This window comes from Streptomyces sp. NPDC047974 (genome assembly GCF_040653375.1).
Taxonomy (GTDB): domain Bacteria; phylum Actinomycetota; class Actinomycetes; order Streptomycetales; family Streptomycetaceae; genus Streptomyces.
Genome location: NZ_JBEZNU010000007.1, coordinates 248,503 through 273,749 on the forward strand (window position 1 = coordinate 248,503; position 25,247 = coordinate 273,749).

The window sequence follows — 25,247 nt, forward strand, 5'->3', positions numbered from 1 at the left end:
GATGGCGCCGAGCACACCTTCGGGGCGGGTGCGCGCGAGTGGCGTCTTCTCGCCACGTCGCGCGCGATCGGGGTTCGGGCGGAACACGGCGGCGCCGCCGTTCGTCCCTCTGGTACCGCGGATGCGCGGCGACCAGCGACGGAGGTGGCGAGCGATGGCCGGTTTCCGGAGTCTCGCGAGACAGGTGCGTGATCAGGGCTGCGACACGGCACTGCGCAGGTACTCGCTGCGCAAGTGCCTGGAGCGGTTCGCTCCCTACGGGCACCGGGCGACCTGGGACCACCTGTGCCGCAGGCACGGGTTCGGACCCGACGACCGGGAGCTCGATCCGGTGCGGCTGGTGGCCGCGCTGGAGGAGCTGGAGGAGGCGCGGGCGGTCTGGCTGGCGTACGAGGCGGAGTTCGCCGCCCGGCGCCGGCGCGAGAAGCACGGCGGGCTGCGCGCCCTGGGGGCGCTGGACGACTGGCACCGGGACGTGTGGGGCGGCAACGGCGTGGTGCGGTGCGGCGATCCGGCCGTCCATCCGACGGAGCCGCTGCCGCAGGTGGTGCGGCGCCTCGTGGCCGCCCTGGAGCACGGACCGGGCGAGGCGTGCCCGGTGTGCGCGGGCACCCGGCTCGCCTGGGCCGACGGCCCGGGGGACCCGGAGTGGTACGGCCCGGTGTGCGCGGACTGCGGCGTCGAGGTGCCGCGCGCGGTCCTGACCCCCGGCGCCCTGGCCCGCGCCCGGGAGATACGCAGCCGCCCCCTGGTCCCGGCGGCGTGACACGGCCGTCGACGAGGGCGGAGGGCCCAGGGGTTCCGGTGCTCCAGGCGGCGCTGAACGGCACGTGGGGGGCCGGGGAGTCGGCGGTGGTGCCCCGTGATCCGGCCGGGCTCGCCCGGGCCGCGGCGGACGCGGTGGCGGCGGGCGCGGACGAGGTGCGGATCCGGCCCCGGACGCCCTGCGGCGGCGGTTCGCTCTCGCCCCGGGTGGTGGGACCCGCGCTGACGGCCGTACGGGGAGCCGTCCGCGTACCGGTGACCGTGGCGGCGGACGCGTGGGCCGAGCCCGATCCGGAGCGGCGGGTGGCGCGGATCCGGTCCTGGGAGGTGCTTCCGGACCTGGCATGGGTGGCCTGGCACGAGCCGGGCGCCGAGGAGACGGCGGCGGCGCTGCTGGCCCGCGGGGTGGCCGTGGAGGCGGGGCTGCGGTCCGGCACGGCGGGCCCGTCCTTCTTCGCCCGCTCGCCGTCGGCGGACCGGGTGCGGCGGATCGCGGCGGAGGCGCCGGCGCCGGACGGGACCGTGGAGGGCTGGGCGCGGGCGCTCGCGGAGGGTTCCGCCGGGATGCCCGTCCTGCTCCACGGGACGGGGGCGGCGGCCTGGCCGGTGCTGCGGCTGGCCCGGCGGCTCGGTCTGGCCGGGCGGATCGGCCTGGAGGACACGCTGTTCCTGCCGGACGGCACCCGCGCCCGCTCCACGGCGGAGCAGGTACGGGCCGCCGCGGACGTCTAGGCCGTCTCTTCCGGATCATGCCGGGCTCGCGACTCCCCCAGCTACCGCTGGGAGGTGCCCCCATACGCACGCACGCTCGCCGCGTTGTCGTCGGTCGCCGATGTCCCCCAGCTACCGCTGGGAGGTGCCCCCACCGCATGGACTCCCTCCTCCGCCTTGCGACCGCACGCACCAGACGCCGCTCCCTGATCCGGCCTGATCCGAAAGAAACGGCCTAGGAGTCCCGTTCCTCGCGCCGTACGGGCAGCAGGCGGGAGCCGGCGATGCGTTCGCCGACGACGTCGTCGGGGTTGGAGAGCACACAGGTCTCCAGGGAGAGGCAGCCGCAGCCGATGCAGTCCGACAGATGGTCGCGGAGCCGGCCGAGCTGCTTGATGCGGTCGTCGAGTTCGGTGCGCCAGGCGGCGGAGAGCCGGGACCAGTCCTCGCGGGTCGGGGTGCGCTCCTCGGGCAGTTCGGCGAGGGCCTCGCGGATGGTGGCGAGGGGGATGCCGACGCGTTGGGCGGCGCGGATGAAGGCGACCCGGCGCAGGGCGTCGCGACCGTAGCGGCGCTGGTTTCCGGTGGTGCGGCGGCTGCCGATGAGTCCCTTGGCCTCGTAGAAGTGGAGGGCGGAGACGGCGGCACCGCTGCGGGCGGAGAGCTGACCGACGGTGAGCTCGTGGATCTTCTCGGGAATCTGCGGCACCCCGCGAACCCTACTGGTCCGTCGCCACCGGTCCGTTGACATGGCGCCCCTCACCCCACATGCTGAGCAAGCGCTTAGACACAGACCGTTTGGTATGTCGTACGAGGAGGGACCGGGCACATGGCCGAGCCGAGGATCTTCACTTCCGCCGGGGAACTGCGCGCGGGGGTCGGCGAGCAGCTGGGGCACAGCGACTGGCTGGAGATCGACCAGAAGCGGATCGACCTCTTCGCCGACGCCACCGGCGACCACCAGTGGATCCACGTGGACCCCGAGCGCGCCGCCGAGGGCCCCTTCGGTTCGACGATCGCGCACGGCTACCTCACCCTCTCGCTGCTGCCGCTGTTCGTGCCGCAGGTGCTGCGGGTCGAGGGCATGAAGATGGGCTTGAACTACGGCACGGAGAAGGTGCGCTTCCCCGCGCCGGTGCCGGTCGGCTCGCGGCTGCGCGCCACGGCGGTCCTGACGAAGGTGGAGGAGGCGGGCGGCGGCGTGCAGGTCACCGCGAAGGTGACCGTGGAACGCGAGGGCGGCGACAAGCCGGTGTGCGTCGCCGAGTCGGTCTCGCGCTACTACTTCTGAGCCGCCCCGGGGCCGGGGCGGCTCATCCCGTCAGCGGTGGCCCACCATGCGGAGCACGAGGTCGGCGTAGAGCGCGCCGACCTCGTCGGGCGTCCGGCGGCCCTCGGGGTTGAACCACCGGGCGACGTCGATGCAGAGCGAGAGGACGGCGACGGTGGTGCCGGCCACGTCGGCCTGCTCGAACTCGCCGGCCGCCACGCCCTGCTCGATGATGCGGCGCACGCTCGCGTCGGTCTCGCGGCGCAGCTCCACGATCTCGGCGCGGTGCTCGGGACCGAGCGCGTCGAGCTCGTACTGGACGACCCGGGCGGTGGTGTGGTGCTCGGCGTGCCAGCGGACGAAGGAGCGCACGGCGTCGGCGAGCCGCTCGGACGCGGCGCCGCCGCCCGACTCGGCGGCCCGGAGGATCTCCAGCGCCTTGTCGTGGCCGATGCGGCTGATCCGGTGGAGCAGCTCTTCCTTGGTCTTGTAGTGGATGTAGAGCGCGGCCGGGCTCATGCCGGCCCGCCCGGCGATGTCCCGGGTGGTGGTGGCGTGGTAGCCGCGTTCGGCGAAGGCCTCGACGGCCGCGACCAGCAGCCTCCGGGCGGCCTCGGGCGTGACCTCGCCCCAGGGCACGTCCTCGCCCTCGGGCGTCTGCTCCGCCGCGCTCATCCCACACTCCTCCTCGGACCGGTCAGGACGAACACCATACAACGAAGCTGAGCAAGCGCTTAGATCCGTCCGCGCTCCGGCGGCCGCTCAGAGCTTCTGCTGGAAGGGGTCGTGTTCGGCGAGGAGCTTCTCCAGGCGGGCCTGGTCGACCCGGCTGACGATCCGGTCCGACTCCTGCCGGTCGCGGACCACCTTGGCGAGGGTGAAGGCCGAGGTGGTGAGGTAGAGGACGGAGACCGCCAGGAAGGCGCGCACCCAGGCGCTGGCCTCCAGCTGGTAGATCCCGATGGCGACGGCCGCGAGGGCGATCGCGAAGGAGATGACGGCCTGGGCGTGGTAGGCGTTGGTGTTCTGCTGCTTGACCTGTGACTCGCTCATGGGGAGAGCTTCCGGCGGATGTGGCGGGCGCCACATCCGCGCTGATACTCAGGGCCGGCTGGGGTCCGGGGCTCAGAAGGCGGAGACGCCGGTGAGGGACCGCCCGATGATGAGCTTCTGGATCTGGCTGGTGCCCTCGTAGAGGGTCATCACCCGGGCGTCGCGGAGCAGCTTGCCGACGGGGTACTCGTCGATGTAGCCGTAGCCGCCGAAGACCTGGAGGGCGTTGTTGGCGCAGCGCACGGCGGCCTCGGAGGCGTACAGCTTGGCCTTCGAGGCGGCGGTGGCGAAGTCCTCGCCGCGGTCGACGAGGTCGGCGACCCGCCAGGTCAGCAGCCGGGCCGCGTCCACGTCGACGGAGATGTCGCTGAGGAGTTCCTGGACGAGCTGGTACGAGGCGATGGGCCGGCCGAACTGCGCGCGCTCCCCCGCGTAGCGGACGGCGGCGTCGAGGGCGGCCTGGGCGATGCCGACGCAGCCGGCGGCGACGGACATCCGGCCCTTGGCGAGGGCGGACATGGCGACGGCGAAGCCCTTCCCCTCCGGGCCGAGCATGGCGGAGGCCGGGACGCGCACGCCCTCCAGGACGAGTTCGGCGGTGGCCTGGCCGCGCAGCCCGAGCTTGCCGTGGACGGCGCGGCGGGTGAGGCCGGGCGCGTCGGCGGGGACGAGGAAGGCGGAGACGCCCCGGTGGCCGGGAGTGTCGTTCGTCCGCGCGAAGAGCAGGACGACGTCGGCCCAGGTGCCGTTGGTGATGAACATCTTGGTGCCGTCGATGACGTAGTCGCCGCCGTCGCGCACGGCCCGGGTGGTCAGGTTCCCCGCGTCGGAGCCGGTGCCGGGCTCGGTGAGGCCGAAGCAGCCGAGGGCCTCGCCGGAGGCGAGCCGGGGCAGCCAGGCGCGCTTCTGCTCCTCGGTGCCCCAGGAGGCGAGGGTCTTGGCCACCAGGCCGAGGGAGACGGAGACGATCCCGCGCACGGAGGAGTCGCCGCGCCCCAGCTCCTCGGTGACGAGGCAGTACGCGAGGTGGTCGCCGCCCGAGCCGCCGTACTCCTCGGGGAGGGTGAGCCCGAGGAAGCCGACGGCACCGAGCTTCTTCACGATGCCCCGGTCCACCTCCTCCGCACGGTCCCACGCGACGGCGTGCGGGGTGACCTCGCGGGCGACGAAGTCCTCGGCGAGCCGGCGTACGTCCTGCTGCTCCTCGCTCAGCGCCAGATCCACGGTGCCACCTCACCCATCCGTTTAATTACCACTGCTAGTTTTATTGGTGCGGCCTACTATGTGCGCCATGGCCCGACCGCGCAAGCCCCTGCTCAGCCGAGACCGCATCGTGGAGAAGGCGGGCGGGCTCGTGGACGCGGAGGGCCTGGCCGCCCTCTCGACCCGGCGGCTCGCGGCGGAGCTCGGCGTGAGCGGGCCCTCGCTCTACAACCACTTCCGCACCAAGGACGAGATCCTGGACGCGGTCGCGGACGCGGTGAGCGCCAAGATCGACCTGTCGATGTTCGCGCCGGACGACCCGCGCGACTGGCGCACCGCCCTGCACGACTGGGCGCTCTCCTACCGGGCCGCCCTCGCCGACCACCCGCACATCGTGCCGGTCCTCGCCCAGGGCCCCGGCCGCCGCCCGGCGGGCCTCAAGGTCGCCGACGCGGTCTTCGGCGCCATGGTCAGGGCCGGCTGGCCGCCCGCCCAGGCCACCCACATCGGCGCCCTGATGCGGTACTTCGTCACCGGCTCGGCCCTCGGCTCCTTCGCCCGCGGCTTCGTCGACGACGAGACGGCGTACGACCCCGCCGACTACCCGCACCTCGGCCGGGCACACCTGCTCGCGGAGCACCGCGAGAAGGTCGACGAGGGCGCCTTCTCGACGGGCCTGCGCGCCCTGCTCGACGGCCTGGGCGCCCAGTACGAGGCGCTGGGCGCGGGGAGCGGCGGGCCAGGCGCGGGGGACGGCGGGAAGGGCGCAGGGGACGGCGGGAAGGGCACGGGGAGCGGCGGGCCGGGACCGGGGAGCGGCGGGCCGGGACCGGAGGACGGGCGCGGGGGTGACGTTTCGGGCGCGGCCGAAGCGTGAGCGGGGGATCCTGGATCCATGGGAGCCAGTGAACTCGCCGCCTTCGCGGCGCTCTTCGCGGAGGAGAGCCGGGCCGCCATGGTGCTCGCCCTGCTCGACGGACGCGCCTGGACGGCCGGGGAACTCGCCCGCCACGCGCGCGTGGCGCCGTCCACCGCCACCGAACACCTCGGGAAGCTCGTCGCGGGCGGGGTGCTCACCGAGGAACGCCAGGGCCGGCACCGGTACGTACGGCTCGCCGGCCCCGGGATGGCGCAGCTGGTGGAGGAGCTCGCCGGGCACGCCGGGCACGGCGCGGATCCGGCGCCCCGCTCGCTGGCGGCGGCGAGCGCGGGACGGGCGATGGCCCGGGGCCGCACCTGCTACGACCATCTCGCCGGGAGGCTCGGGATCGCCGTCACCGACGCCCTGACCGCGCGCGGACTGCTGCGCCAGGACACCGGGTTCGCGCTCACGGACCAGGGCCTGGAGTGGTTCGCGGGCCTCGGCGTCCCCCTCGTGCCGAAGGGCCGGCGGCCCCTGGCGCGCGCCTGCCTGGACTGGACCGAACGGCGCCCCCACCTCGCCGGCCTCGCGGGCGCCGCGCTCTGCGCGCACGCCCTGGACAGCGGCTGGTGCGTACGCATCGGCTCCGGTCGCGCCGTGAAGGTCACCCCGGCCGGAGAACGCGCCCTGCGACGCGAACTCGGGATCGAGGCGGCCTCGGTGCGGTGAGCGGGGACGGCGACGGGGCCGGGGCCGGAGCCGGGGCACCTCGGAGCGCGGGGCGCGTCGGGGCCGGGGCGCGTCGGGGCGGGCGGGTGCCCCGGATATTGCGGTGTGGGCCGAAGGGTGGACGTCCTACCGTCGGGGCATGCCGAAAACCGCCTCCTCCGCCCGGCTCGCGCTCGCCGCCGCCGGGGTGACCGTCGTCCTGTGGGCGTCCGCCTTCGTCTCCATCCGCAGCGCCGGGGCCGCCTACTCCCCCGGCGCGCTCGCGCTCGGGCGGCTCCTCGCCGGGGTGCTGGTCCTCGGGGCCGTCCTCCTGATCCGGCGCGAGGGGCTGCCGGCCCGGGGCGCGTGGCCGGGGATCCTCGTCTCCGGGCTGCTCTGGTTCGGGGCGTACATGGTGGTCCTGAACTGGGGCGAGCGGGAGGTGGACGCCGGTACCGCGGCGATGCTCGTGAACGTCGGCCCGATCCTGATCGCCCTGCTCGGCGCCCGCTTCCTGGGCGAACGGCTGCCGCCCCGGCTGCTCGCCGGCATGGCGGTGTCCTTCGCGGGCGCGGTGGCCGTGGGCCTGTCGATGTCCGGCGAGGACGGCCACGCCTCGGTCCTCGGGGTCGTGCTCTGCCTGCTGGCGGCGGTGGCGTACGCGGGCGGGGTCGTGGCCCAGAAGCCGGCCCTGGCGCACGCGAGCCCGCTCCAGGTGACGACCTTCGGCTGCGCGATCGGCGCGGCGGCCTGCCTCCCCTTCGCCGGGCAGCTGGTGACGGAGGCGGCGCGGGCGCCGCTGTCGGCGACCGCGAACATGGTCTACCTCGGGGTGTTCCCGACCGCGCTCGCCTTCACGACCTGGGCGTACGCGCTGGCGCGGACGACCGCGGGGCGGATGGGCGCGACGACGTACGCCGTGCCCGCCCTGGTGGTCCTGATGGCGTGGGCGCTGCTCGGCGAGCTGCCGGGGGCCCTGACGCTGGTGGGCGGCGTGCTGTGCCTGGCCGGGGTGGCGGTGTCCCGGTCCCGCCCGCGCGCGTCCGCGGCCTCCCGTGTGGAGGAGGCCGCGGACGCCGCGTGACGTCCGGGCCTTCCGCGCCGCCGGAACCGTCGGGGCGGGGCTCAGAAGACGACGAGGGCGCGGCCGCCCTTGCCCGCGAGCATGGCGTCGAAGGCGCCGGGGATGCCGTCGAGGGTGATCCGCTCGGTGACGAGCGCGCCCAGGTCGAAGCGGCCGTCCCGGATGTGCGCGGCGATCACGGGCAGGTCGGCGGCCGGGTCCGAGTTGCCGTACACGCAGCCGGCGAGGGTGCGGCCCCAGTGGAAGATCTCCAGGGCGTTGAAGGAGACCTGCTGGTCCTTGCCGCCGATGCCGACGACGGTGGCGCGGCCGCCGCGCCGGGTGGACTCCCAGGCGGTGCGGATGGTGACGGCGCGGCCCACGCACTCCACGGCCACGTCGACGCCGTGCCCGCCGGTCAGCTTCCGGATCTCGCGGGCGGTGGTCTCCGAGGCCACGACGTACTCGGTGGCCCCGGCGGCCCGCGCCAGCTCCTCCTTCTCCGGGGAGATGTCCACGGCGACGATCGTGGAGGCCCCGGCGATCCGGGCGGCCTGGAGGGTGGCGAGGCCGACGCCGCCGACGCCGAAGACGGCGACGGTCTCGCCCTCCCGGACGCGGGACGCGTGGTGCACGGCCCCCCAGCCGGTGAGGACGGCGCAGCCGAGCAGGGCGGCGTCGGCGAGCGGTACGCCGTCCGGGACGGGCAGGACGCAGTTCGCGGCGACGACCGTCTCCTCGGCGAAGGCGGCCACGTTGAGGCCCGGGTGCAGCTCGCGGCCGTCGGCGGTGCGGGCGTGCACGTTCGCCGCGCCGTTCAGGGCGTTGACGCAGAGCCAGACCTCGCCGAGCGAGCAGGGGTGGCAGGTGCCGCAGGACGGCGCCCAGTTGAGGACCACACCGTCGCCGGGGGCGACGTGCGTGACGCCCTCGCCGACGGAGACGACGGTGCCCGCGCCCTCGTGGCCGAGGACGGCCGGGACCGGCACGCGCATGGTGCCGTTGGAGAGCGACAGGTCGGAATGGCAGACGCCGGCCGCGGCGAGCCGGATCCGGACCTGGCCGGGGCCGGGTTCGGGCAGCTCGATGCCGGTGATCTCCAGCGGGGCACCGACGGCGGGCAGGACGGCGGCACGGATCACGGGAGGCTCCCTTTCTGCGGGTTCGGGACGGGGCGCGGGCCGGGACTCAGAACTGCAGGGACCGGGTCTGGAGGTACTCGGCGAGGCCGTGCGCGCCGAGCTCCCGGCCGATGCCGGAGCGCTTCCAGCCGCCGAAGGGGGCGAGCGGGTTGAACCGGCCGCCGTTGATGTCGACCTGGCCGGTCTCCATGCGGCGGGCGAAGGCGACGGCCTCGGTCTCCTCGCCCCAGACGGCGCCGCCGAGGCCGTACTCGGTGCCGTTGGCGATCGCGAGGGCCTCGTCCTCGTCCTCGTACCGCAGGAGGGAGAGGACCGGGCCGAAGATCTCCTCCTGGGCGATGGTCATCCCGGGGGTGACGTCGGCGAAGACGGTCGGGGCGACGTAGTAGCCGGTCTCCAGCGGGGCCTCGGCGCCGCCGGTGACGAGCCGGGCGCCCTCCTCGATCCCCTTCTCGATGTAGCCGCGGACGCGGTCGCGCTGGCGGGCGGAGACCAGGGGGCCGAGGCGCTCGCCGGGCGTGTACTTCGCGGCGGCCTCGGCGGCGAGGGCCACGGCCTCCTCGTACCGGTCGGCGGGGACCAGCATCCGGGTCCAGGCGCTGCACGTCTGGCCGGAGTTGGCCATGACGTTGGCGACGCCGACGGCTACGGCCTTGGCGAGGTCGGCGCCGGGCAGGATCACGTTGGCCGACTTGCCGCCGAGTTCGAGGGCGACGCGCTTGACCGCGGCGCCGGCGAGGGCGCCGATGCGGGCGCCGACGGCGGTGGAGCCGGTGAAGGAGACCAGGTCGACGCCGGGGTGCTCGACGAGGGCCTGGCCCGCGACCGTGCCGAGGCCGGTGACCAGGTTGAAGACCCCGGCCGGGATGCCCGCCTCGTGGACCGCCTCGGCGAAGAGCTGGGCGGTGAGCGGGGTGTCCTCGGCGGGCTTGAGGACGGTGGTGCAGCCGGCGGCGAGGGCCGGGGCGACCTTGGCGACGATCTGGTGGAGCGGGTAGTTCCAGGGGGTGATGGCGGCGACGACGCCGACCGGCTCCGCGTAGACGGTGGAGTTGCCGACCTTCTCCACGAAGGGGTGGTCGGCGGCGAGTTCGGCGTACGTGCCCGCCACCGCGACCGGCAGGCCGGCGTGCACGGCGGCGGCGATCTTCGCCGGGGCGCCGAGTTCGGCGGTGACGGTGGCGGCGATCTCCTCGGCGCGGGCGGCGAGCGCGTCGCGCAGGGCGGCGATCCGGGCGGCCCGCTCGGCGGGCGGGGTGGCGGACCAGCCGGGCAGCGCCGCGCGGGCGGCGGTCACGGCGGCGTCGACGTCCTCGGCCGTGCCGGCCGGGACGTGGGCGATGACCTGCTCGGTGGCGGGGTCGACGACGGGGATCGTCCCGGAGCCGGCCGCGGGCCGCCACTCCCCACCGATGTACATCGCGTCGTGGGCCTTCATCAGCTTCCCCATTCCCTCTGCACTCGACCGCTCGCCTGCGGCGGCGGGGCCGATCGGCTCGGCTCCACCACCCCTAAACTAGCGACGTTAGTTTTAGGGCGCCAGGGGCAGCCGGAGTGGGGCGGATCTCATCGCGCCGCGGACCGCCCCCGACGGCGCCGGGCGGGCACGCGGAACGGCCCCGGGCCGGGCCGGGGCCCACGGGGGCCGACGGTACCGGACCCGGGGCCGGCGGCGGTCCCGGTCGTTCAGATCGTCTTGTCGACACCGGTGAGGTGGGCGAAGACGACGATGTTCGCGTCGTAGCCGGAACCCCGGTCGTAGGCGCCCCCGCAGGTCAGCAGGCGCAGTTCGGGGCGGCCGGTGGAGCCGTACACCTCCTTGTCGGGGAAGGCGGACTTCGGATAGGTGCGCACCTTGTCCACGGTGAAGACGGCGACGCGTCCGTCGGCGCGGGCGACCCGGACGGTGTTGCCGGGGCCGAGGGAGTCGAGGTCGAGGAAGACGGCGGGTCCGGTGCGGGTGTCCCGGTGGCCGACCACCACGGCGGTGCCCCGCTCGCCGGGCGCGGGGCCGTTGGCGTACCAGCCGACCTTCTGCGGGTCGTCGACCGGCGGCACGCCGAGCCGGCCCTCCCGGTCGAGCCCGATGTCCAGGGCGGGCGCCTCGATGGTGATCGCGGGGACGGCGAGCAGGGTCGGGCGGGAGCGGCCGAGCGGGGCGGGCGGAGCGGGCGGGGCCGGGGGCTTCGTCGGGGCGGCGCGCGCGCCGGCCCGCCCCGCGGAGGCGGCGGTACGGCCCCGGGGCGCGTCCCCGGGACCGGCGGCGGGACGGGCCTTCGTGTCCGGCGCCGCCGTGTCGGGTTCTGCGTCGGATTCCGCGTCGGATTCGGCGTCGGGTTTGGCGTCGGCCCCGGCGACGGCGTGCCGGTCGGCGGGGTCCCCGTCCCCGCTCCACCACACGCCCCCGGTCACCAGGACCGTGGTCACCGCCACGGTCCTGGTGAGCCGGAGGAGCCGTCGCCGCCGGCGCGAGAGGCGGGCCTTACGCCGCGCCATTGTTGCGGCGGCGCGAGCGGCGGATCAGCACCAGGCCGGCGGTGCCCGCGAGACCGGCGGCGACGGCCGCGCCGACTCCGAAGGCCGAGGCGTCCTCCTCCGCCGCGATCTCGGCACTGCCGCCGCCGCCGGCGCCGACCGGCCCGTGCGGCGGCTTGTGGTGGCCGTGGCCGCCGTTGCCGTTCCCGCCGTTCCCGTTCCCGCCGTTGCCGTTCTCGCAGTCGACCTGGAAGACCTTGTGCTTGCCGGCGCCCTGCTCGCCGGTGAAGTTCCAGGTGAGCTTGTACATGCCGTCGGGCAAACTCAGGTCACTGCTGGCACGGCCGGCGCCCGTGGGGAGGGTGAGACCGCCGTCGTCGACGGCACCGCCGCCTGGCTGGTGCTCGATCTTCCACGTGATCTCCTGACCCTCGTCGAAGTTGAAGGCGGCGAGGTAGAACAGGCAGACCTTCGGTTCGTTCCGCTGGTCGGTGACCGGGGTGGTCGACTTGTGGATCTTGACGTCGCCGTTGTCACCGGGCGCGGCGTACGCGGCCTGACCGCCGCCGAAGACGGCGAGTCCGGCGAGGGCGAGGCCGGAGGCGGCGGCGAGGGGGCGGGCGGTACGAGCGAGCATGCGGGTTCCTCCCTGAGGATGTCGTCGGGCATTTCAGCCGATAATCCGACTATCCGTCACGTCATGGACACGCACGGTCGCGACATGCGCGGGCCCTGCCCCTTCTCCCCCTTCCGGCCCAGGGTGGTTCGCCGGACGAGCCCGGCCCGTCGGACGAGCCCGGCCGGTCAGCCGAGCCCGGCCCGTCGGACGAGCCCGGCCCGTCAGACGAGGCCGAAGAGGACCGCCGCCCCGAGGACGACCAGCGAGGTGAGGGCGGCCCACTTCACGGTGAAGCGGGTGTGGTCGCCGAACTCCACCTTCGCCATGCCGACCAGCACGTACACCGCCGGGACGAGCGGGCTCGACATGTGCAGCGCCTGGCCGACGAGCGAGGCGCGGGCGATCTCCAGCGGGGAGACGCCGTGGGCGGCGCCGGCCTCGGCGAGGACGGGCAGGACCCCGAAGTAGAAGCCGTCGTTCGACATGAAGTAGGTGAGCGGCAGGCTCAGCACCCCGGTGACCAGCGCCATGTGCGGGCCCATCGCGTCCGGGATGGCGCCGACCAGCCAGTCGGCCATGTGCTTGACCATGCCGGTGCCGGTCAGGACGCCGGTGAAGACGGCGGCGGCGAAGACCATGCCGGAGACGTTGAGGACGTTGTCCGCGTGGGCGGCGAGCCGCGCCTTCTGGTCGGCGGGGCGCGGGAAGTTCACGGTGAGCGCGAGGGCGGCGCCGATGAGGAAGAGCACCGGGATCGGCAGCACTTCGAGGATCATCGCGGTGAGCAGACCGACGGTGAGCGCCGCGTTGAACCAGTACAGCCGGGGGCGGAGGGTGGCGCGGTTCGGGTCGAGGCCCTGGAAGCCCGCGGGCTCGGCGCCCTCCTCGGCGGGGGCGTCGCCGGACGCGCCGGTGCCGCCGCCCGCGCGCCGGGCCGCGTGCCCCTCGCCCTTGGCCTCGGCCGCGTCGGCACCGGCGCCCACGAGGACGGTCTCCGTGTCGGTCCCGGGGGCGAGCGCCTCGTCGAGGGTGAGGTAGCCGATCCGCTTCCGCTCCCGGCGGCCGAGGACGTACGCGAGGGCGATCACGAAGAGCAGACCGACCGCCAGGGCCGGGATCATCGGCACGAAGATGTCGCCGGCGTCGAGCTTGAGCGCGGTCGCGGCGCGGGCGGTGGGACCGCCCCAGGGCAGGGTGTTCATCACGCCGTTGGCCGTGGCCGCCACGCCGGTGAGGACGACGAGGCTCATGCCGAGCCGCTTGTAGAGCGGGTACATCGCCGAAACGGTGATCATGAAGGTAGTGGAGCCGTCGCCGTCGAGCGAGACGATCGCGGCGAGCACCGCCGTGCCGACGACCACGCGGACCGGGTCGGCCTTGCAGAAGCGCAGGATGGCCCGGACGATCGGGTCGAAGAGGCCGACGTCGATCATCACGCCGAAGTAGACGATCGCGAACATGAGCATGGCCGCGGTGGGGGCCAGCTTGCCCACGCCGTCGATGACGTAGTCGCCGAGCTGCGCGCCCTGCCCGACGGCGACGCAGAACAGGGCGGGGATCAGGACGAGCGCCGCGATCGGCGACATCTTCTTCGTCATGATCAGGACCAGGAAGGTCGCGATCATGGCGAAGCCGAGGACGGTCAGCATGGAGGCACCTCACGTTCACCGTTGAACAGCCGCCGAGCGGCGGTCCGGATGACCGTAGGTGCCCCCTTCCGGCCTCAACAAGGGGTCGGCTCGTGAGCAATACGAGCAAAACCCCAGGTCAAAGCAGGGGTGCCGGTGCGAGTGGGGCCACCTCGACGGGGAAGCCGTTGAGGACGGCGGTGCCGGAGAGCGGGTCGAGGAGGGTGCCGTCGAGCAGCTGGTTGACGTTGACCCCGGGCCGGGCGGCGGCCACGGCCATACGGGTGCCCGGGCGGTCGTGGCCCCAGCCGTGCGGCAGGCTGACGACCCCGGCCCGTACCGCGTCGGTGACCTCGACCTCCGCCGTCAGCTCGCCGCCCGCGCCCGTGATCCTGGCGGGGCCTCCGTCGGCGAGCCCCAGCCGCTCGGCGTCCTCCGGGTGCACCTGGAGGGTGCAGCGGTTGGAACCGCCGTTGAGGGCGGGGGTGTTGTGGAGCCAGCTGTTGTTGGACCGCAGGTGGCGGCGGCCCACCAGCAGGAGGCTCCCCCGCTCCGGTACGGCGGTGAGGGCAGCCCGCAGCCGGGGCAGGTCGGCTGCGATCGGGTCGGGGAGCAGCTCGATCCGGCCGGTGCGGGTCCTCAGGACCTCGCCCAGGCGGGGCTTGAGCGGGCCGAGGTCGATGCCGTGCGGGTGGGCCTTCAGCTCGTCGAGGGTGAGCCCGTACGGGCCGAGGCGCAGCATCAGGTCCAGGCGCCGCTCGGCTCCGCCCGTCCCGGTGAGCCCGGCGGCGAACTCCTTGGGATCGGCGCCGTACGCGGGCGAGTGCGGCTGGGTGACGGCCTTGGCGAGGATGGCGTCGACGGCGAGGTCGTCGACGGCGGACGGCGGCGCCCCGTGCCTCCCCGAGCTCTCGGCTTCGCTCGACCGGGGGAGACCCCGATCGGACACGGCGAGGATCAGCCGGGCGTGGATCTCGCACTCGTCCATCCGGCCGGCCTCCAAGGGCACGGCGGCCGGGGTGTAGCGGGCCTGGTCGCGGACGGCGAACCCGTTGAAGGCGAAGTCGAAGTGGGCGCTCTGGGAGGGCGGCGGCGGGGGCAGCAGGACGTCGGCGTGGCGGGTCGTCTCGTTGAGGTAGGGGTCGACGCAGACCATCAGGTCGAGGCCGTCGAGGGCGGCGTCGAGCCGGAGGCCGTCGGGGGCGGAGAGGACGGGGTTGGCGGCGATGGTGATCAGGGCCCGGATGCGGCCCTCCCCCGGGGTGTCGATCTCCTCGGCGAGCGCGGCGAGCGGGAACTCCCCCTTGACCTCGGGGTGCCCGGAGACGCGGCTGTGGCGGCGGCCGAGGACGAAGCCGCGGCCGGGCCCGGCGGGGCGGGGCGCCGGGGCGGTGGCGGAGCGGGGGAAGAGGACGCCGCCGGGCCGGTCGAGGTTGCCGGTGAGGATGTTGAGGACGTCGACGAGCCAGTTGGCGAGGGTGCCGTGGGACACGGTGGAGCTGCCCATCCGCCCGTAGACGGCGGCGGTGGGCGCGGCGGCGAGCTCCCGGGCGACGGCGCGGAGGGTGCCGGGGTCGAGCTCGCAGACGGGGGCGACGGCCTCGGGGGTGAACTCCCGCACGGCGTCCCGGACCTGGTCGACGCCCTCGGTGCGGTCGGCGAGCGGGCCGGGGTCGGCGAGGTCCTCGGCGAAGAGGGTGTGGACGAGGGCGGCGAGGAGGAGGGCGTCGGTGCCGGGCCGCGGGGCGAGGTGGCGGTCGGCGAGGCGGGCGGTGCGGGTGCGCCGGGGGTCGACGACGGTGAGGGTGCCACCGCGCCGGCGGAGCGCGGCGAGCCGCCCGGGGAAGTCGGGGGCGGTGCACAGACTTCCGTTGGAGTCCAGCGGGTTGGCGCCGATGACCAGGAGGTGGTCGGTGCGGTCCAGGTCGGGCACGGGGACGGCGAAGGGGTCGCCGAAGAGGAGGCCGCTGGAGACGTGCTTGGGCATCTGGTCGAGCGTGGAGGCGGTGAAGAGGTTGCCCGTGCCCGTGGCGCGGAGGAGGAGGGGCGGGTAGAGCGCTCCGGCCATCGTGTGGACGTTGGGGTTGCCCAGGACGATGCCCAAAGTGTCGGGGCCGTAATCCTCGATCAGCGGGCGGATTCTCGCCGCGATCGTGTCGAAGGCCTCGTCCCAGCTCGCTTCCCTCAGTCGGCCGTTCTCGCGGACGAGCGGGGTGCGCAGCCGGTCGGGGTCGGCGTCGATCTGGGGGAAGGCGGCGCCCTTCGGGCAGACGAAGCCCCGGCTGAAGACGTCGTCCCGGTCCCCGCGGGCGCCGGTGACCCGGCTGCCGTCGAGGGTCAGGACGAGTCCGCAGGTCGCTTCGCAGAGGGGGCAGATGCGTGGGGCGGTGGACATGGCGTCTCCCGTGGGCGGCGGCGGGGCAGCGGCTCGCGGCGAGCATACCGACCGGTTGGGACGCGCGGGAGGGGTGTCGTGGCGCGCACCGCCCGCGGTCAGCCGGCGAGGGAGGGCGCGAGGTAGGCGTGGAGGAGCTGACGGGTCTCCCCGATGAGCGCCGGGTCGCCGGCGGGGTCGGCGCGGAAGGCGAGGCGGACCAGGGTGTCGGCGGTCTCGACGCCGACGAGGACCTTGCGCCGCAGCGTCTCGTCGGCGGTGCGGCCGAGGTGGGCGGCGAGGAGGCCGCAGATCCGCTCGGCGACCATGCCGTTGGGGTCCTCCGCGGCGCCTTCGCCAGCCTCCTCGGCGGCGGGCACGCCGAAGTCGACGAGGGCGAAGCCGGGGACGCTCCGCTTCATCGCGATGAACTCGTCGAGGACGCCGTCGATGGCGGAGTGCTCGTCGAGGACGGGCGTCCGCTCGAAGCGGGCGGAGATCCGCGCGGCGTACCGGTCGAGGTTGCGGTGGGCGAGGGCGGCGACCATGGCCCGCTTGTTGCCGAAGAAGCGGTAGACGGAGCCGATCGGGACGCCGGCGCGGACGGCGACGGCGCGGGTGCTCAGCTGCTCGTATCCGGTCTCGTCGAGGAGTCCGGCGCAGGCGTCGAGGATGCGGGCGAGCCGCTCGGCGCTGCGCTGCTGGACGGGGGTGCGGCGGAGCGCGGGGGGCGCGTCGTGCGGGCGGGTCTGGGGCACGGGGTCCATGATGCCGCTCCGATCCTGTTCAGGCGATGAGCAGCCCGATGCCGCCGAGGGTGTACGCGATCATCAGCGCGAACAGCGGGAGTTGGCCGGCGACGGCCCTGGCGGGCGGGAAGAGGCGGACGGACCGGTCGTGGGCGGCGACGACGCCGAGGACGTGGCCGGTGACGATCGCGGTGACCTGGAGGACCGCGAGGCCCGCGGAGCCCAGCGGTGGAGCGGGCGAGGGGGCGTTGTCAGTGCCCGCTGCCATCATGACGGTACGTGGTCCTTCGACTGCGAGCAGTGAGAAGTAGTGGGCGGTGAGGTAGCCGAGGGCGATGGGGAGCAGCGAGTGGGCGAAGGAGGTGAGGGGCGTGGTGAGGGCGCGGTTCAGGAGGCGGAGGGTGCCGGCGCAGAGTCCGTAGCAGGCGGCGGCGAGGGCGACGGCGGAGAGGAGGCCGAGGGTGGCGGTGGCGGTCGGGCCGAGTGAGGAGGTCTGGAGGGTGGTGATCCAGCGGGGGTTGTCGGAGAGCCCGTCGTAGGCGGTGGTGCCGAGGAGGACGCAGACGGTGGCGACGAGCCCGGGGGTCTCGGGGGTGGAGTCGAGGCCGTCGAAGGGTGAGCGGAGGACGAGCCGGCCGTCGGCGCGGCGGCCGAGCGGGGAGAGGCGGGCGAGGAGGGAGGAGTAGGCCTCGAAGGGGTCGGCGTGGGAGAACCAGTCGGCGCCGTGGCGGGCGGCGCCGAGGAGCTGGACGGCGAGGTGGACGGTGAGGGCGGCGAGGAGGACGGGACGGGAGGTGTTGTCGGGGGCGACGAGTTCGAGCCAGGCGAAGAGGAGGAGTCCGGCGGCGGCGGGGCGGATGCCGACGGCGGCGGGGACGGGCCGGGGGGTGCGCGGCGGCCGGAGGGAGAGGAGGGCGCGCAGCGGGTTGAGGAGGCGCCAGACGGGGCCGAGGAGGAGGGAGGCGGGGACGAGTCCGACCCAGAGGAGGACGTAGAGGGCGCCGGGGGCGGGGTTGCGGTCGGGGTCGTCGGGGCCGAGGAGGAGGTGGGCGAGGAAGAACAGGGCGAGCGCGGCGCCGAGGAGGCGGAGGGCGGTGCGGGTGGCGGGGGCGTCGGCGAGGCGCTGGAGGAAGGCGGGCAGGGGGCGACCGGCGCGGTCGCCCCGGAAGCGGGAGGAGGACCAGAGGAGGGCCAGGCCGAGGAAGGAGACGAGGAGGGCGGTGAAGGCGCCGGCGTAGGCGTAGAAGGGAGAGAGGGGCAGGTCGTGCTGGGCGCCGACGCCGTGGGCGAGCGGAAGGGGCGGGGCGGCCGGGACTCCCGTCATCGGACCACCAGTTGGGTGAGCACGAGTCCGGACTCGTGCGTCTCCACCTCGAAGAGGCCGGTGCGGTCGGCGGTCAGGGTGAGGGTGGCAGGCGTGCCGGGCGCGAGGGCGGCCTCGCGGTCGTAGCCGTGGACGTGCACGGTGTCGGCGCGGTCGGAGGTGACGCGCAGGGTGATCCGCTCCCCCTTCCTCAGCTCGACCCGGGAGGGGGCCGGCGCGACGGTCGAGCCGGTGACGCGGATGTCGAGGGTGCGGCCTTCGGGGGAAGGGGAAGGGGTGGCCGGGCGCGTGGAGGGCGACGGGGAGGCAGGAGCGGGGGTGGCGAGGGTGAGGGTGGTCTGGACGGGGGTGCCGGAGACGGACCAGACGGTGTGGTCGTCCGCGTGCAGACGGACGGTGAGGGTGCGGGCGCCGGGCGGGACGTGGAGCCAGGGGCCGTAGGCGCGGGCGGTCTCCCGGCCGTCGACGAGGAGGCGGGCGTGGCCGCGGCCGGTGAGGGCGGCGCCGCCGGTGGACTCGGGGGTGAAGCGGAACCTCTCCACGGTGAGGTGGACGTTCCAGCCGCCCTCGGTGTCCGGGTGGGCCTCGGCGCGGACGGCGGGCGCGTCGGCGGCGGGCAGGTCGCGCAGGCGGTGGCCGGAGGCGTCGCGGACGGCGAGCAGGGTGCCGGTGGCACCGGTGGCCTGCTCGTGGCCGGTGCCGGGCTTGTGGTGCGTGGTGGGCCGCCCGCCGCAGCCGGCGGCCAGGAGCAGGACGGCGGCGAGCCCGGCGGCCGCGAGCGGAGCGGTACGGCGGCGGGTCATGCGGCGGCCTCCTCGGTGGGCTCCCCGGCCTCGCGTTCCCCGGCCTCCCGTTCCCCGGCCGGGGGCGTGGGGGCGGTGGGGGCGGGGCGGGTGCCGGCGGCGATGACGGCCCAGAGGACCCAGACGGCGCCGAGGAGGAGGCGGAGCCAGGCGGGGCTGAGGGGGATGCCGGGGATCATCAGGACGGCCTTGTCGAAGGCGTCCAGGAGGGTGAGGAGGCCGAGGGCGACCGTCGTCCAGGCGAAGACGGGGCGGGTGGGGCGCAGCAGGAGGCCGGTGGCGGTCCACCAGGCGCCGGTGAGGAGGAGGGCGAGGGCGGGGACGTACGTGGAGGTGAGGGTGAGGGTGGAGCCGGCGACGTCGAGGGCGAGTCCGGCGAGGCCGGTGACGAGGGCGGCGGCGGCGAGGCGGCGGCGGCGCAGACGGCGCCACCACAGGGCGGTGCCGACGAGGGCGAGGAGGAGGGAGGCGGCGAGGGCGAGCTGGACCTCGACGCGTTCCAGGCCGCGGGCGCCGTACCAGTCGCAGCCGGCGGGGAGGCGGCGGGCCTGGACGTTGTAGTCGGCGCAGACGAGGAGCTGGGCGAGCTTGACGGGTTCGCCGACGAGCCGGGCGGTGGCGCCGGAGACCTCGCCGCGGGCGGCGCCGCAGCCGGGCAGGGTGCGGGGGCTGGAGGCGCCGGTGTCGTCCTGCCAGCAGTTCTCCCGGCCCTGGCCGTCCCACCAGACGTCGGTGCGGTTGGGGCGGGGGTTGCCGGCCTTGTCGGTGCCGAGGCGGTTGTTCGCGTAGCGGTTGTGGTGGGAGGTGTCGGTCTGCTTGGACCAGGCGGATTCGCCGCGGATGAAGGCGGGGACGGCGTTGAGGTAGAAGGCGGTGCGGTCGTGGCCGTAGATCCAGTTGTCCTCGTAGAGGTTCCAGTTGCCGCCGGCGGTGATGATGCCGGAGCCGGGCGGCATGGAGATCTGGGGGCAGACGACGCCGTTCTCGTAGCCGCGCTCGGCGGGCGGCCTGGCGCAGGTGCCGTCGGCGACGTACGGGTAGTAGTCCTCGTTGTTGTCGTGGATCAGGTTCCGCTCGAACTTCGCGTGGTTCTGCGGGAGTCCGGGGTGGCCGGGGAAGGCGGAGTCCATGGAGGCGCCGCCCATGTTGTGGTCGAACTCGTTGTCGTGGACCCAGACGGAGTCCCCGGCGGTGCCGGAGTAGCCGACCATGTTGTGGTGGCTGCGGCAGCCGGTGATCTCGATGGAGTAGCGGGGGACGTCGTAGCCGCGGCCGTCGTTGATGTTCGAGGCCGAACCGGGGTAGATGCCGGAGTCGCCGTTGCCGTAGGACTCGCAGTCCTTGTAGAGGCCGTGGTCGGACGCGAAGGTGAGGAAGCCGTACTCGTCGTTCCAGCGGGTGAGGACGTCGTCGATGACGAAGCCGTCGGCGGCCAGCACGTACAGGGAGTTGAAGGTGGTGCGCTGGGCGGTGAAGTTGCGGAAGTAGACGCCGTCGGACCCGTCGGCGCGGATCGCGTTGAGCTTGGTGTACTTGGCGTCGATGACGACGTCGAGGCGGGAGGCCCCGGTGCCCTCGATCTGGAGGTCCTTCTTGCCGAGGATCGCGACCAGGTTCTGGTTGTGCGGGCAGCGGGCCTGCTGCTCGTAGGACAGGATCTGGTAGCCGAAGGAGGACTTCGGGGCGTCCAGGGCGGCGCAGGCGCCGGTCGGCGCGGGGAGCGAGGGCTCCTCCTCGTACAGGCCGGGCAGGATCGCGATGTTCATGCCGGGCCGGTCGACGGCGTCGACGGCCTGCTGGAGGTGGCGGTGACCGGAGCGGCCGCAGCGGGCGAAGAGCTCCAGGTTGCGGGCCTTGAGGTCGGCGGGGAAGGCGGCGATCCGGCGTTCGAAGTCGGCCCGGTCCGTCTTGCAGACGAGGAGGTCGGGCTCGCCGGTGCGGAGCTTCGGCACGCTGCCGGAGCCGTCGGGGAAGGTGACGGGCCGCTCCTCGTGCGCCTGGGCGACGGGGGCGGTGAACAGGGCCGCGGCGACCACCGCGAGCACGACCGAGAGCACGGAGACGAGCCTTCTGGTCCACGACATGGCCGCGAGAGTAGAGCATTGTTCATCTTTTTGACCCCACCGTGCACGGCCCGGGTTCCGGAGGGCTCCCCGGCTTGGTTCCGGAGGGTTCCCCGACTCGATTCCGGCGGATTCCCCGGCCGGCTCACGGGGATTCCCCGGCCGGGGGCCGCACGCCGTTCCCCCCGCCCCGTTGACGGGAGCGGCGCGGAATCCTACGGTCATCCATAGGATTTCTTTCAGGACAGGAGCGGGCGATGACGACCGAGCAGGCCAGGAAGACGGCCGAGGCGCTCACCTACAGCACCGGATTCGGCAACGAGCACGGTTCGGAGGCGCTCCCCGGCGCCCTGCCGGAGGGCCGCAACTCGCCGCAGCGCGCCCCGCTCGGGCTCTACGCCGAGCAGCTCAGCGGCAGCGCGTTCACCGAGCCGCGGGCGCACAACCGCCGCTCGTGGCTGTACCGGATCCGCCCCTCGGCGGCCCACCCGCCGTTCGCCCGGACCGACAACGGCGCGGTGCGCACCGCGCCCTTCGCCGAGACGGTCGCCGACCCCAACCGGCTGCGCTGGAACCCGCTGCCGGAGCCGGCACCCGGCACCGACTGGCTGGCCGGCCTGTGGACCCTCGGCGGCAACGGCGACGCGAGCCAGCGGACCGGCATGGCCGTGCACCTCTACCACGCCAACGCCTCCATGGAGCGGGTCTTCGGCGACTCCGACGGCGAGCTGCTGATCGTCCCCGAGCGCGGCGGGCTCCTCCTCCGCACCGAGCTGGGCCTGCTCGCCGCCCGGCCCGGCGAGGTCGCGCTCGTCCCGCGCGGCGTCCGCTTCCGCGTCGAGCTGCTCGACGAGACCGCGCGCGGATACGTCTGCGAGAACTACGGCGCCCCCTTCCAGCTCCCCGACCTCGGCCCGATCGGCGCCAACGGCCTGGCCAACGCCCGGGACTTCCGCGCCCCCGTCGCCGCCTACGAGGACGTCGAGGGCCCGGTCGAGGTGGTCAACAAGTTCTGCGGCAACCTCTGGACGGCGACGTACGGTCACTCGCCGCTGGACGTCGTCGCCTGGCACGGCAACCACACCCCGTACGTCTACGACCTGCGGCGCTTCAACGTCATCGGGACGATCTCCTACGACCACCCCGACCCGTCGATCTTCACCGTCCTCACCTCGCCGTCCGACACCCCCGGCCTGGCCGGCGTCGACTTCGTGGTCTTCGCCCCGCGCTGGCTGGTCGGCGAGGACACCTTCCGGCCGCCGTACTTCCACCGGAACGTGATGAGCGAGTACATGGGCCTCATCGAGGGCGCGTACGACGCCAAGGCCGAGGGCTTCGTGCCCGGCGGCGGCTCGCTGCACAACATGATGTCCGCGCACGGCCCCGACCGGGAGACCTTCGACAGGGCGAGCGCCGCCGAGCTGAAGCCGCAGAAGATCGACGACGGCCTGGCCTTCATGTTCGAGACCCGCTGGCCGGTGACGGCGACCGCGCAGGCGGCCGGCGCCGACCACCTGCAGCGCGGCTACGACGACGTGTGGCAGGGTCTGGAGCGTCATTTCCGGCCGTAGGGTCCGCTTTCCGGCCGCGTAGAGTCCGCCCAGCCGTCCCACCGCGCCGTCGTACGGAGAACGCCGTGACCGCCTTCGCTCCCGACTCGCTGGTCCTGAACCGCAAGCTGCCGCTGTGGTACCAGGTCTCGCAGTCCCTGCGCGCCTCCATACTGGGCCGCACGCCCGACGCCTCGCTGCGGCTGCCCACCGAGGAGCAGCTCGCCGCGCACTACGGCGTCAGCGTGCTGACCATGCGCCAGGCCCTGAAGGAGCTGGAGGAGGAGGGGCTGATCAGCCGGCACCGGCGGCGCGGCACCTTCATCGAGCCGGGCGCCCGGCGCTCCACCCCGCGCCGGCTGCTCGGCTCGATCGACGCGATCGTGGCCCAGCAGTCCGGCGAGCGGACCACGGTCCTCGGCCACGGCCCGGAGCCGGTGCCCGGCGAGCTCGCCGAGTACTTCCCGGACGTGGCCGAGGTCGTGACCTACCGCAGGCTGCGCTCCGACGGCGAGAGCGACGAGCCGACGAACTGGGCGGAGAACGCGGTGCGGCCCGAGTTCGCCGCCGCCATCGACCCGGCGGACCTGGAGCGCTGGCCGATGACGAAGGTGCTGCGGGACGTCGTCGGGGTGCGGATCAGCCGCATCACCGACACGGTCGAGGCCCGCCTCGCCGACCCGGAGACGGCGGAACTCCTCCAGGTCCCGCTGCTCTCCCCGATCCTCCACTACACCGGCGTCACCTACGCCGAGGACGGCAGGGTCGTCGACGTCGCCCGCATCCGCTACCGCGGCGACCGCTTCTCCTTCACCGTGACGGTCGAGGCGCAGTGACACCGTGACGGTGCGAGGCGCAGTGACACCGTCACGGTGCGAGGCGCACTGACGCCTCCGTTCCGCGCTCGTTAGCATGCGGGGCGTGACAGAGGCTCTCCCTCAGCGGGTCCTTCCGCCGGACGACGACGCGCCCCTGCTCGACGAGCTGATGCCGTGGTCGGTGGCGCCGCTGCGGTTCGGGCGGGCGTGGGTCGTGGCGCCCGACGTGCGGACGCTGCGCGGCCGGTGGGACCGGCTGGTGGCGGCGGAGGGCGGGGAGCGGGAGGCGCTCTTCCGGCCGAGCCGGGCGCGGACGACGGGGACGGCGGTGGCGGCGCTGCCGGGGCAGCGGACCGGGACCGGCCGGTTCGCGCGCGAGTCCGGGCCCTGTCCGGAGCCGGTGCGGGTGCTGTCGGGGCCCTTCGACGAGCAGTGGCTGCTCCCCGACCATCGGCTGCTCGACACCGCCCGGCCCGAGCTGTGGCGGGTGGCGGGCGAGCCGCAGCTCTTCGCCGTGGAGCAGGGGTACGTGCCGGGGGCGGCCGGGCCGGCGCTCCTGGTGAGCGGTGCGCTGCCCGAGGGGCGTTCGCCGGCGGGCCGTCCGGGCCGGATCCGGCCGCTGTTCCGGCGGCCGGGCGGCGCGGAGCCGAACCTGGCGCCCGGGCTGCTCGGCTTCCTGCGGGAGCGGTACGGGGCGGTGGAGCCCGTGGAGTGGCTCGCCTGGGCCGTCGCGGCCGCCGTCCCCTCCCCGGCCGGGTGCCGGGTGCCGCTGCCGGCGGACGCGGGGGCGTGGGCGGCGGGCGTGGCGCTCGGCCGGGAGCTGCTGGACGTCCAGCTGCGGGGCGCGCTGAGCGGGGCGCGGCCCCGGCTGCCGGGCGGGCGCCGGCCGTATGTGCGGGCGGCCCTTCCGCCGCGCCCGGAATCCCTCGCGTACGACTCCGGGGGCGAGGTCCTGCGCGTCGGCGAGGGCCGGATCGCGCCGGTCCCCGAGGCGGCGTGGGAGTACCGGGTCGGCGGGGTGCGGGTCCTGGAGCAGTGGTTCGCGCGCCGGACCGCGCCGGCCGAGGCGGGGTCGCTGGAGGCGATCGGCCCGGCGGCCTGGCCGCAGGAGTGGACCTCCGGGCTCCTCGACCTGATCACCGTGCTCGCGCTGCTCGGGGCGCGGGAGGCGGAGCGGGCGCCCATCGCGGCGCGCGGCGGCGGGCCGGGCCGGGCGGCGCTGCGGGCGGCCGGGGTACTGCCGGTGCCGGACCGGGCGCGCCGGCCGGCGTCGGTGCTGGATCATCAGGAGGAGGGCCCGGGGGGCCAGTTCATGCTGGTGTGACGGTCCCTCCGGCCGGGTCGGCCGTGTCGAAGGAGTCGAGGAGCCGCGCGATGGTCAGGGCGAAGATCTCCTCCGGGTCGGCGGGGGCGGCGGACTCGGCGAGCAGCGCGGCGAGGTGCGGGTAGCGTCCGCTCGCCGCCTGGCCCATGAGGTAGGCGCCGCGCACGGCCTGTTCCTCCTCCTCGGTCCACGGCAGGCCGCGGGCGCGTTCGGCGATGGCCTGTTCGTTGCGGACGGTGGCCATGACCGTGCCGTTGACCATCGCGATGAGCTGCATCTTCAGTCCGGCGGGCACGTCGAGCGGGACCAGGCAGCCGAGGCACCACTCCAGGTAGCGCAGGGCGTTGGGGCTGAAGCCGTAGGCGGTGGTCATGATCCGGGAGAGCCACGGGTGCCGGTACATGATCGCGCGGGTCTGGTGGGCGAGGTCGGTCATGTCGGCCCGCCAGTCGCCGCTGGGCCGGTCCGGGAAGGCGTACTCGGCGCTTGCCGCGTCGACCATGAGCTCGTACAGGTCCTCCTTGCGGGGGACGTAGTTGTAGAGCGACATGGTGCCGCAGCCGAGTTCGGCGGCGATCCGCCGCATGGAGACCGCGTCGATGCCGTCGGCGTCCGCGATGCGGACCGCGGCGTCGACGACGTCCTGCCTGCTGAAGGCCGGTTTGGGGCCTCGGCCGGCGCGCTCGGGGCGCGCCCAGATCACTTCGGGTTCGGCCGCTCGGCCCGCCATCTCATCACCTCGC

At 74.7% G+C, this 25,247-nt stretch carries 23 protein-coding genes and 1 pseudogene; 9 read left to right on the forward strand and 15 right to left on the reverse strand.

Going from position 1 to position 25,247, the window contains the following annotated elements; genetic code table 11:
• Positions 1–154 precede the first annotated feature (154 nt).
• Positions 155–766: a hypothetical protein gene (locus AB0E19_RS13395; RefSeq protein ID WP_362177919.1), complete on the forward strand. Its 612-nt coding sequence runs from the start codon at positions 155–157 to the stop codon at positions 764–766.
• A 38-nt stretch (positions 767–804) separates the two neighbouring features.
• Entirely contained in the window at positions 805–1,497 is a 693-nt protein-coding gene (locus AB0E19_RS13400) for a 3-keto-5-aminohexanoate cleavage protein (RefSeq protein WP_362177922.1), read from the forward strand.
• Positions 1,498–1,711: 214 nt separating this feature from the next.
• On the opposite strand, the gene soxR is transcribed toward AB0E19_RS13400, so the two are convergent.
• Entirely contained in the window at positions 1,712–2,185 is a 474-nt protein-coding gene (soxR, locus tag AB0E19_RS13405; RefSeq protein WP_362177925.1) for a redox-sensitive transcriptional activator SoxR, read from the reverse strand.
• Between the two features lie 120 nt (positions 2,186–2,305).
• Between soxR and AB0E19_RS13410 the strand changes: the two genes are divergently transcribed.
• Positions 2,306–2,767: a MaoC family dehydratase gene (locus AB0E19_RS13410; protein WP_362177928.1), complete on the forward strand. Its 462-nt coding sequence runs from the start codon at positions 2,306–2,308 to the stop codon at positions 2,765–2,767.
• A 30-nt stretch (positions 2,768–2,797) separates the two neighbouring features.
• Here the strand turns inward: AB0E19_RS13410 and AB0E19_RS13415 are convergent, their stop codons facing one another.
• From AB0E19_RS13415 to AB0E19_RS13425, 3 genes are all read right to left on the reverse strand, one after another.
• On the reverse strand, positions 2,798–3,421 hold the full coding sequence (locus tag AB0E19_RS13415) for a TetR/AcrR family transcriptional regulator (RefSeq protein ID WP_362177931.1): 624 nt from the start codon (positions 3,419–3,421) through the stop codon (positions 2,798–2,800).
• An 87-nt stretch (positions 3,422–3,508) separates the two neighbouring features.
• Positions 3,509–3,799: a YiaA/YiaB family inner membrane protein gene (locus AB0E19_RS13420; RefSeq protein ID WP_169092536.1), complete on the reverse strand. Its 291-nt coding sequence runs from the start codon at positions 3,797–3,799 to the stop codon at positions 3,509–3,511.
• Between the two features lie 72 nt (positions 3,800–3,871).
• On the reverse strand, positions 3,872–5,023 hold the full coding sequence (locus AB0E19_RS13425; RefSeq protein ID WP_362177935.1) for an acyl-CoA dehydrogenase family protein: 1,152 nt from the start codon (positions 5,021–5,023) through the stop codon (positions 3,872–3,874).
• A gap of 67 nt (positions 5,024–5,090) precedes the next feature.
• Between AB0E19_RS13425 and AB0E19_RS13430 the strand changes: the two are divergent.
• From AB0E19_RS13430 to AB0E19_RS13440, 3 genes and pseudogenes are all read left to right on the forward strand, one after another.
• Positions 5,091–5,717, forward strand: a pseudogene (locus tag AB0E19_RS13430) (TetR/AcrR family transcriptional regulator); the annotation flags it as partial.
• A 180-nt stretch (positions 5,718–5,897) separates the two neighbouring features.
• Positions 5,898–6,593, forward strand: coding sequence for a helix-turn-helix domain-containing protein (locus AB0E19_RS13435; protein WP_362177938.1), 696 nt, complete (start codon positions 5,898–5,900; stop codon positions 6,591–6,593).
• 139 nt (positions 6,594–6,732) lie between these two features.
• Positions 6,733–7,656: a DMT family transporter gene (locus AB0E19_RS13440; protein ID WP_362177941.1), complete on the forward strand. Its 924-nt coding sequence runs from the start codon at positions 6,733–6,735 to the stop codon at positions 7,654–7,656.
• 41 nt (positions 7,657–7,697) lie between these two features.
• Here AB0E19_RS13440 and AB0E19_RS13445 read toward each other — a convergent pair whose 3' ends face one another.
• The 10 genes from AB0E19_RS13445 to AB0E19_RS13490 form a co-directional block, all read right to left on the reverse strand.
• Positions 7,698–8,777: a Zn-dependent alcohol dehydrogenase gene (locus AB0E19_RS13445; RefSeq protein ID WP_362177944.1), complete on the reverse strand. Its 1,080-nt coding sequence runs from the start codon at positions 8,775–8,777 to the stop codon at positions 7,698–7,700.
• Positions 8,778–8,823: 46 nt separating this feature from the next.
• Positions 8,824–10,215: an aldehyde dehydrogenase family protein gene (locus AB0E19_RS13450; RefSeq protein ID WP_362177947.1), complete on the reverse strand. Its 1,392-nt coding sequence runs from the start codon at positions 10,213–10,215 to the stop codon at positions 8,824–8,826.
• Between the two features lie 248 nt (positions 10,216–10,463).
• The gene (locus AB0E19_RS13455; RefSeq protein WP_362177950.1) at positions 10,464–11,204 is read right to left on the reverse strand and encodes a class F sortase; all 741 of its coding nucleotides are present in this window, start codon (positions 11,202–11,204) and stop codon (positions 10,464–10,466) included.
• A gap of 55 nt (positions 11,205–11,259) precedes the next feature.
• Complete coding sequence (locus AB0E19_RS13460) at positions 11,260–11,889, reverse strand: hypothetical protein (protein ID WP_362177953.1); 630 nt, start codon at positions 11,887–11,889, stop codon at positions 11,260–11,262.
• Positions 11,890–12,092: 203 nt separating this feature from the next.
• A complete protein-coding gene (locus tag AB0E19_RS13465; RefSeq protein ID WP_362177956.1) occupies positions 12,093–13,520 on the reverse strand; it encodes a CitMHS family transporter in 1,428 nt (475 codons plus the stop codon).
• Positions 13,521–13,638: 118 nt separating this feature from the next.
• On the reverse strand, positions 13,639–15,894 hold the full coding sequence (locus tag AB0E19_RS13470; RefSeq protein WP_362177959.1) for a molybdopterin oxidoreductase family protein: 2,256 nt from the start codon (positions 15,892–15,894) through the stop codon (positions 13,639–13,641).
• Positions 15,895–15,992: 98 nt separating this feature from the next.
• Positions 15,993–16,640: a TetR/AcrR family transcriptional regulator gene (locus tag AB0E19_RS13475; RefSeq protein ID WP_362177962.1), complete on the reverse strand. Its 648-nt coding sequence runs from the start codon at positions 16,638–16,640 to the stop codon at positions 15,993–15,995.
• Positions 16,641–16,659: 19 nt separating this feature from the next.
• Positions 16,660–17,946, reverse strand: coding sequence for a hypothetical protein (locus tag AB0E19_RS13480; protein WP_362177965.1), 1,287 nt, complete (start codon positions 17,944–17,946; stop codon positions 16,660–16,662).
• Positions 17,943–18,749: a hypothetical protein gene (locus AB0E19_RS13485; RefSeq protein ID WP_362177968.1), complete on the reverse strand. Its 807-nt coding sequence runs from the start codon at positions 18,747–18,749 to the stop codon at positions 17,943–17,945. Before AB0E19_RS13485 ends, AB0E19_RS13480 begins: the two co-directional genes overlap by 4 nt.
• On the reverse strand, positions 18,746–20,833 hold the full coding sequence (locus tag AB0E19_RS13490) for a right-handed parallel beta-helix repeat-containing protein (RefSeq protein ID WP_362177971.1): 2,088 nt from the start codon (positions 20,831–20,833) through the stop codon (positions 18,746–18,748). The genes AB0E19_RS13485 and AB0E19_RS13490 overlap by 4 nt, the downstream gene beginning before the upstream one ends.
• 236 nt (positions 20,834–21,069) lie before the next feature.
• Between AB0E19_RS13490 and hmgA the strand changes: the two genes are divergently transcribed.
• The 3 genes from hmgA to AB0E19_RS13505 all read left to right on the forward strand — a co-directional run bounded on the left by hmgA (position 21,070) and on the right by AB0E19_RS13505 (position 24,504).
• Positions 21,070–22,383 (forward strand): homogentisate 1,2-dioxygenase, encoded by a 1,314-nt coding sequence (hmgA, locus tag AB0E19_RS13495; protein ID WP_362177974.1) that lies wholly within the window; start codon positions 21,070–21,072, stop codon positions 22,381–22,383.
• Positions 22,384–22,448: 65 nt separating this feature from the next.
• Complete coding sequence (locus AB0E19_RS13500) at positions 22,449–23,198, forward strand: GntR family transcriptional regulator (RefSeq protein ID WP_362177977.1); 750 nt, start codon at positions 22,449–22,451, stop codon at positions 23,196–23,198.
• 76 nt (positions 23,199–23,274) lie between these two features.
• The gene (locus AB0E19_RS13505; RefSeq protein ID WP_362177981.1) at positions 23,275–24,504 is read left to right on the forward strand and encodes a type ISP restriction/modification enzyme; all 1,230 of its coding nucleotides are present in this window, start codon (positions 23,275–23,277) and stop codon (positions 24,502–24,504) included.
• On the opposite strand, the gene AB0E19_RS13510 is transcribed toward AB0E19_RS13505, so the two are convergent.
• Positions 24,491–25,234 carry a TetR/AcrR family transcriptional regulator gene (locus AB0E19_RS13510; protein WP_362177984.1) on the reverse strand — a complete coding sequence of 248 codons (744 nt, stop codon included), beginning with the start codon at positions 25,232–25,234 and terminating at the stop codon, positions 24,491–24,493. The genes AB0E19_RS13505 and AB0E19_RS13510 overlap by 14 nt on opposite strands.
• Positions 25,235–25,247: the final 13 nt, after the last annotated feature.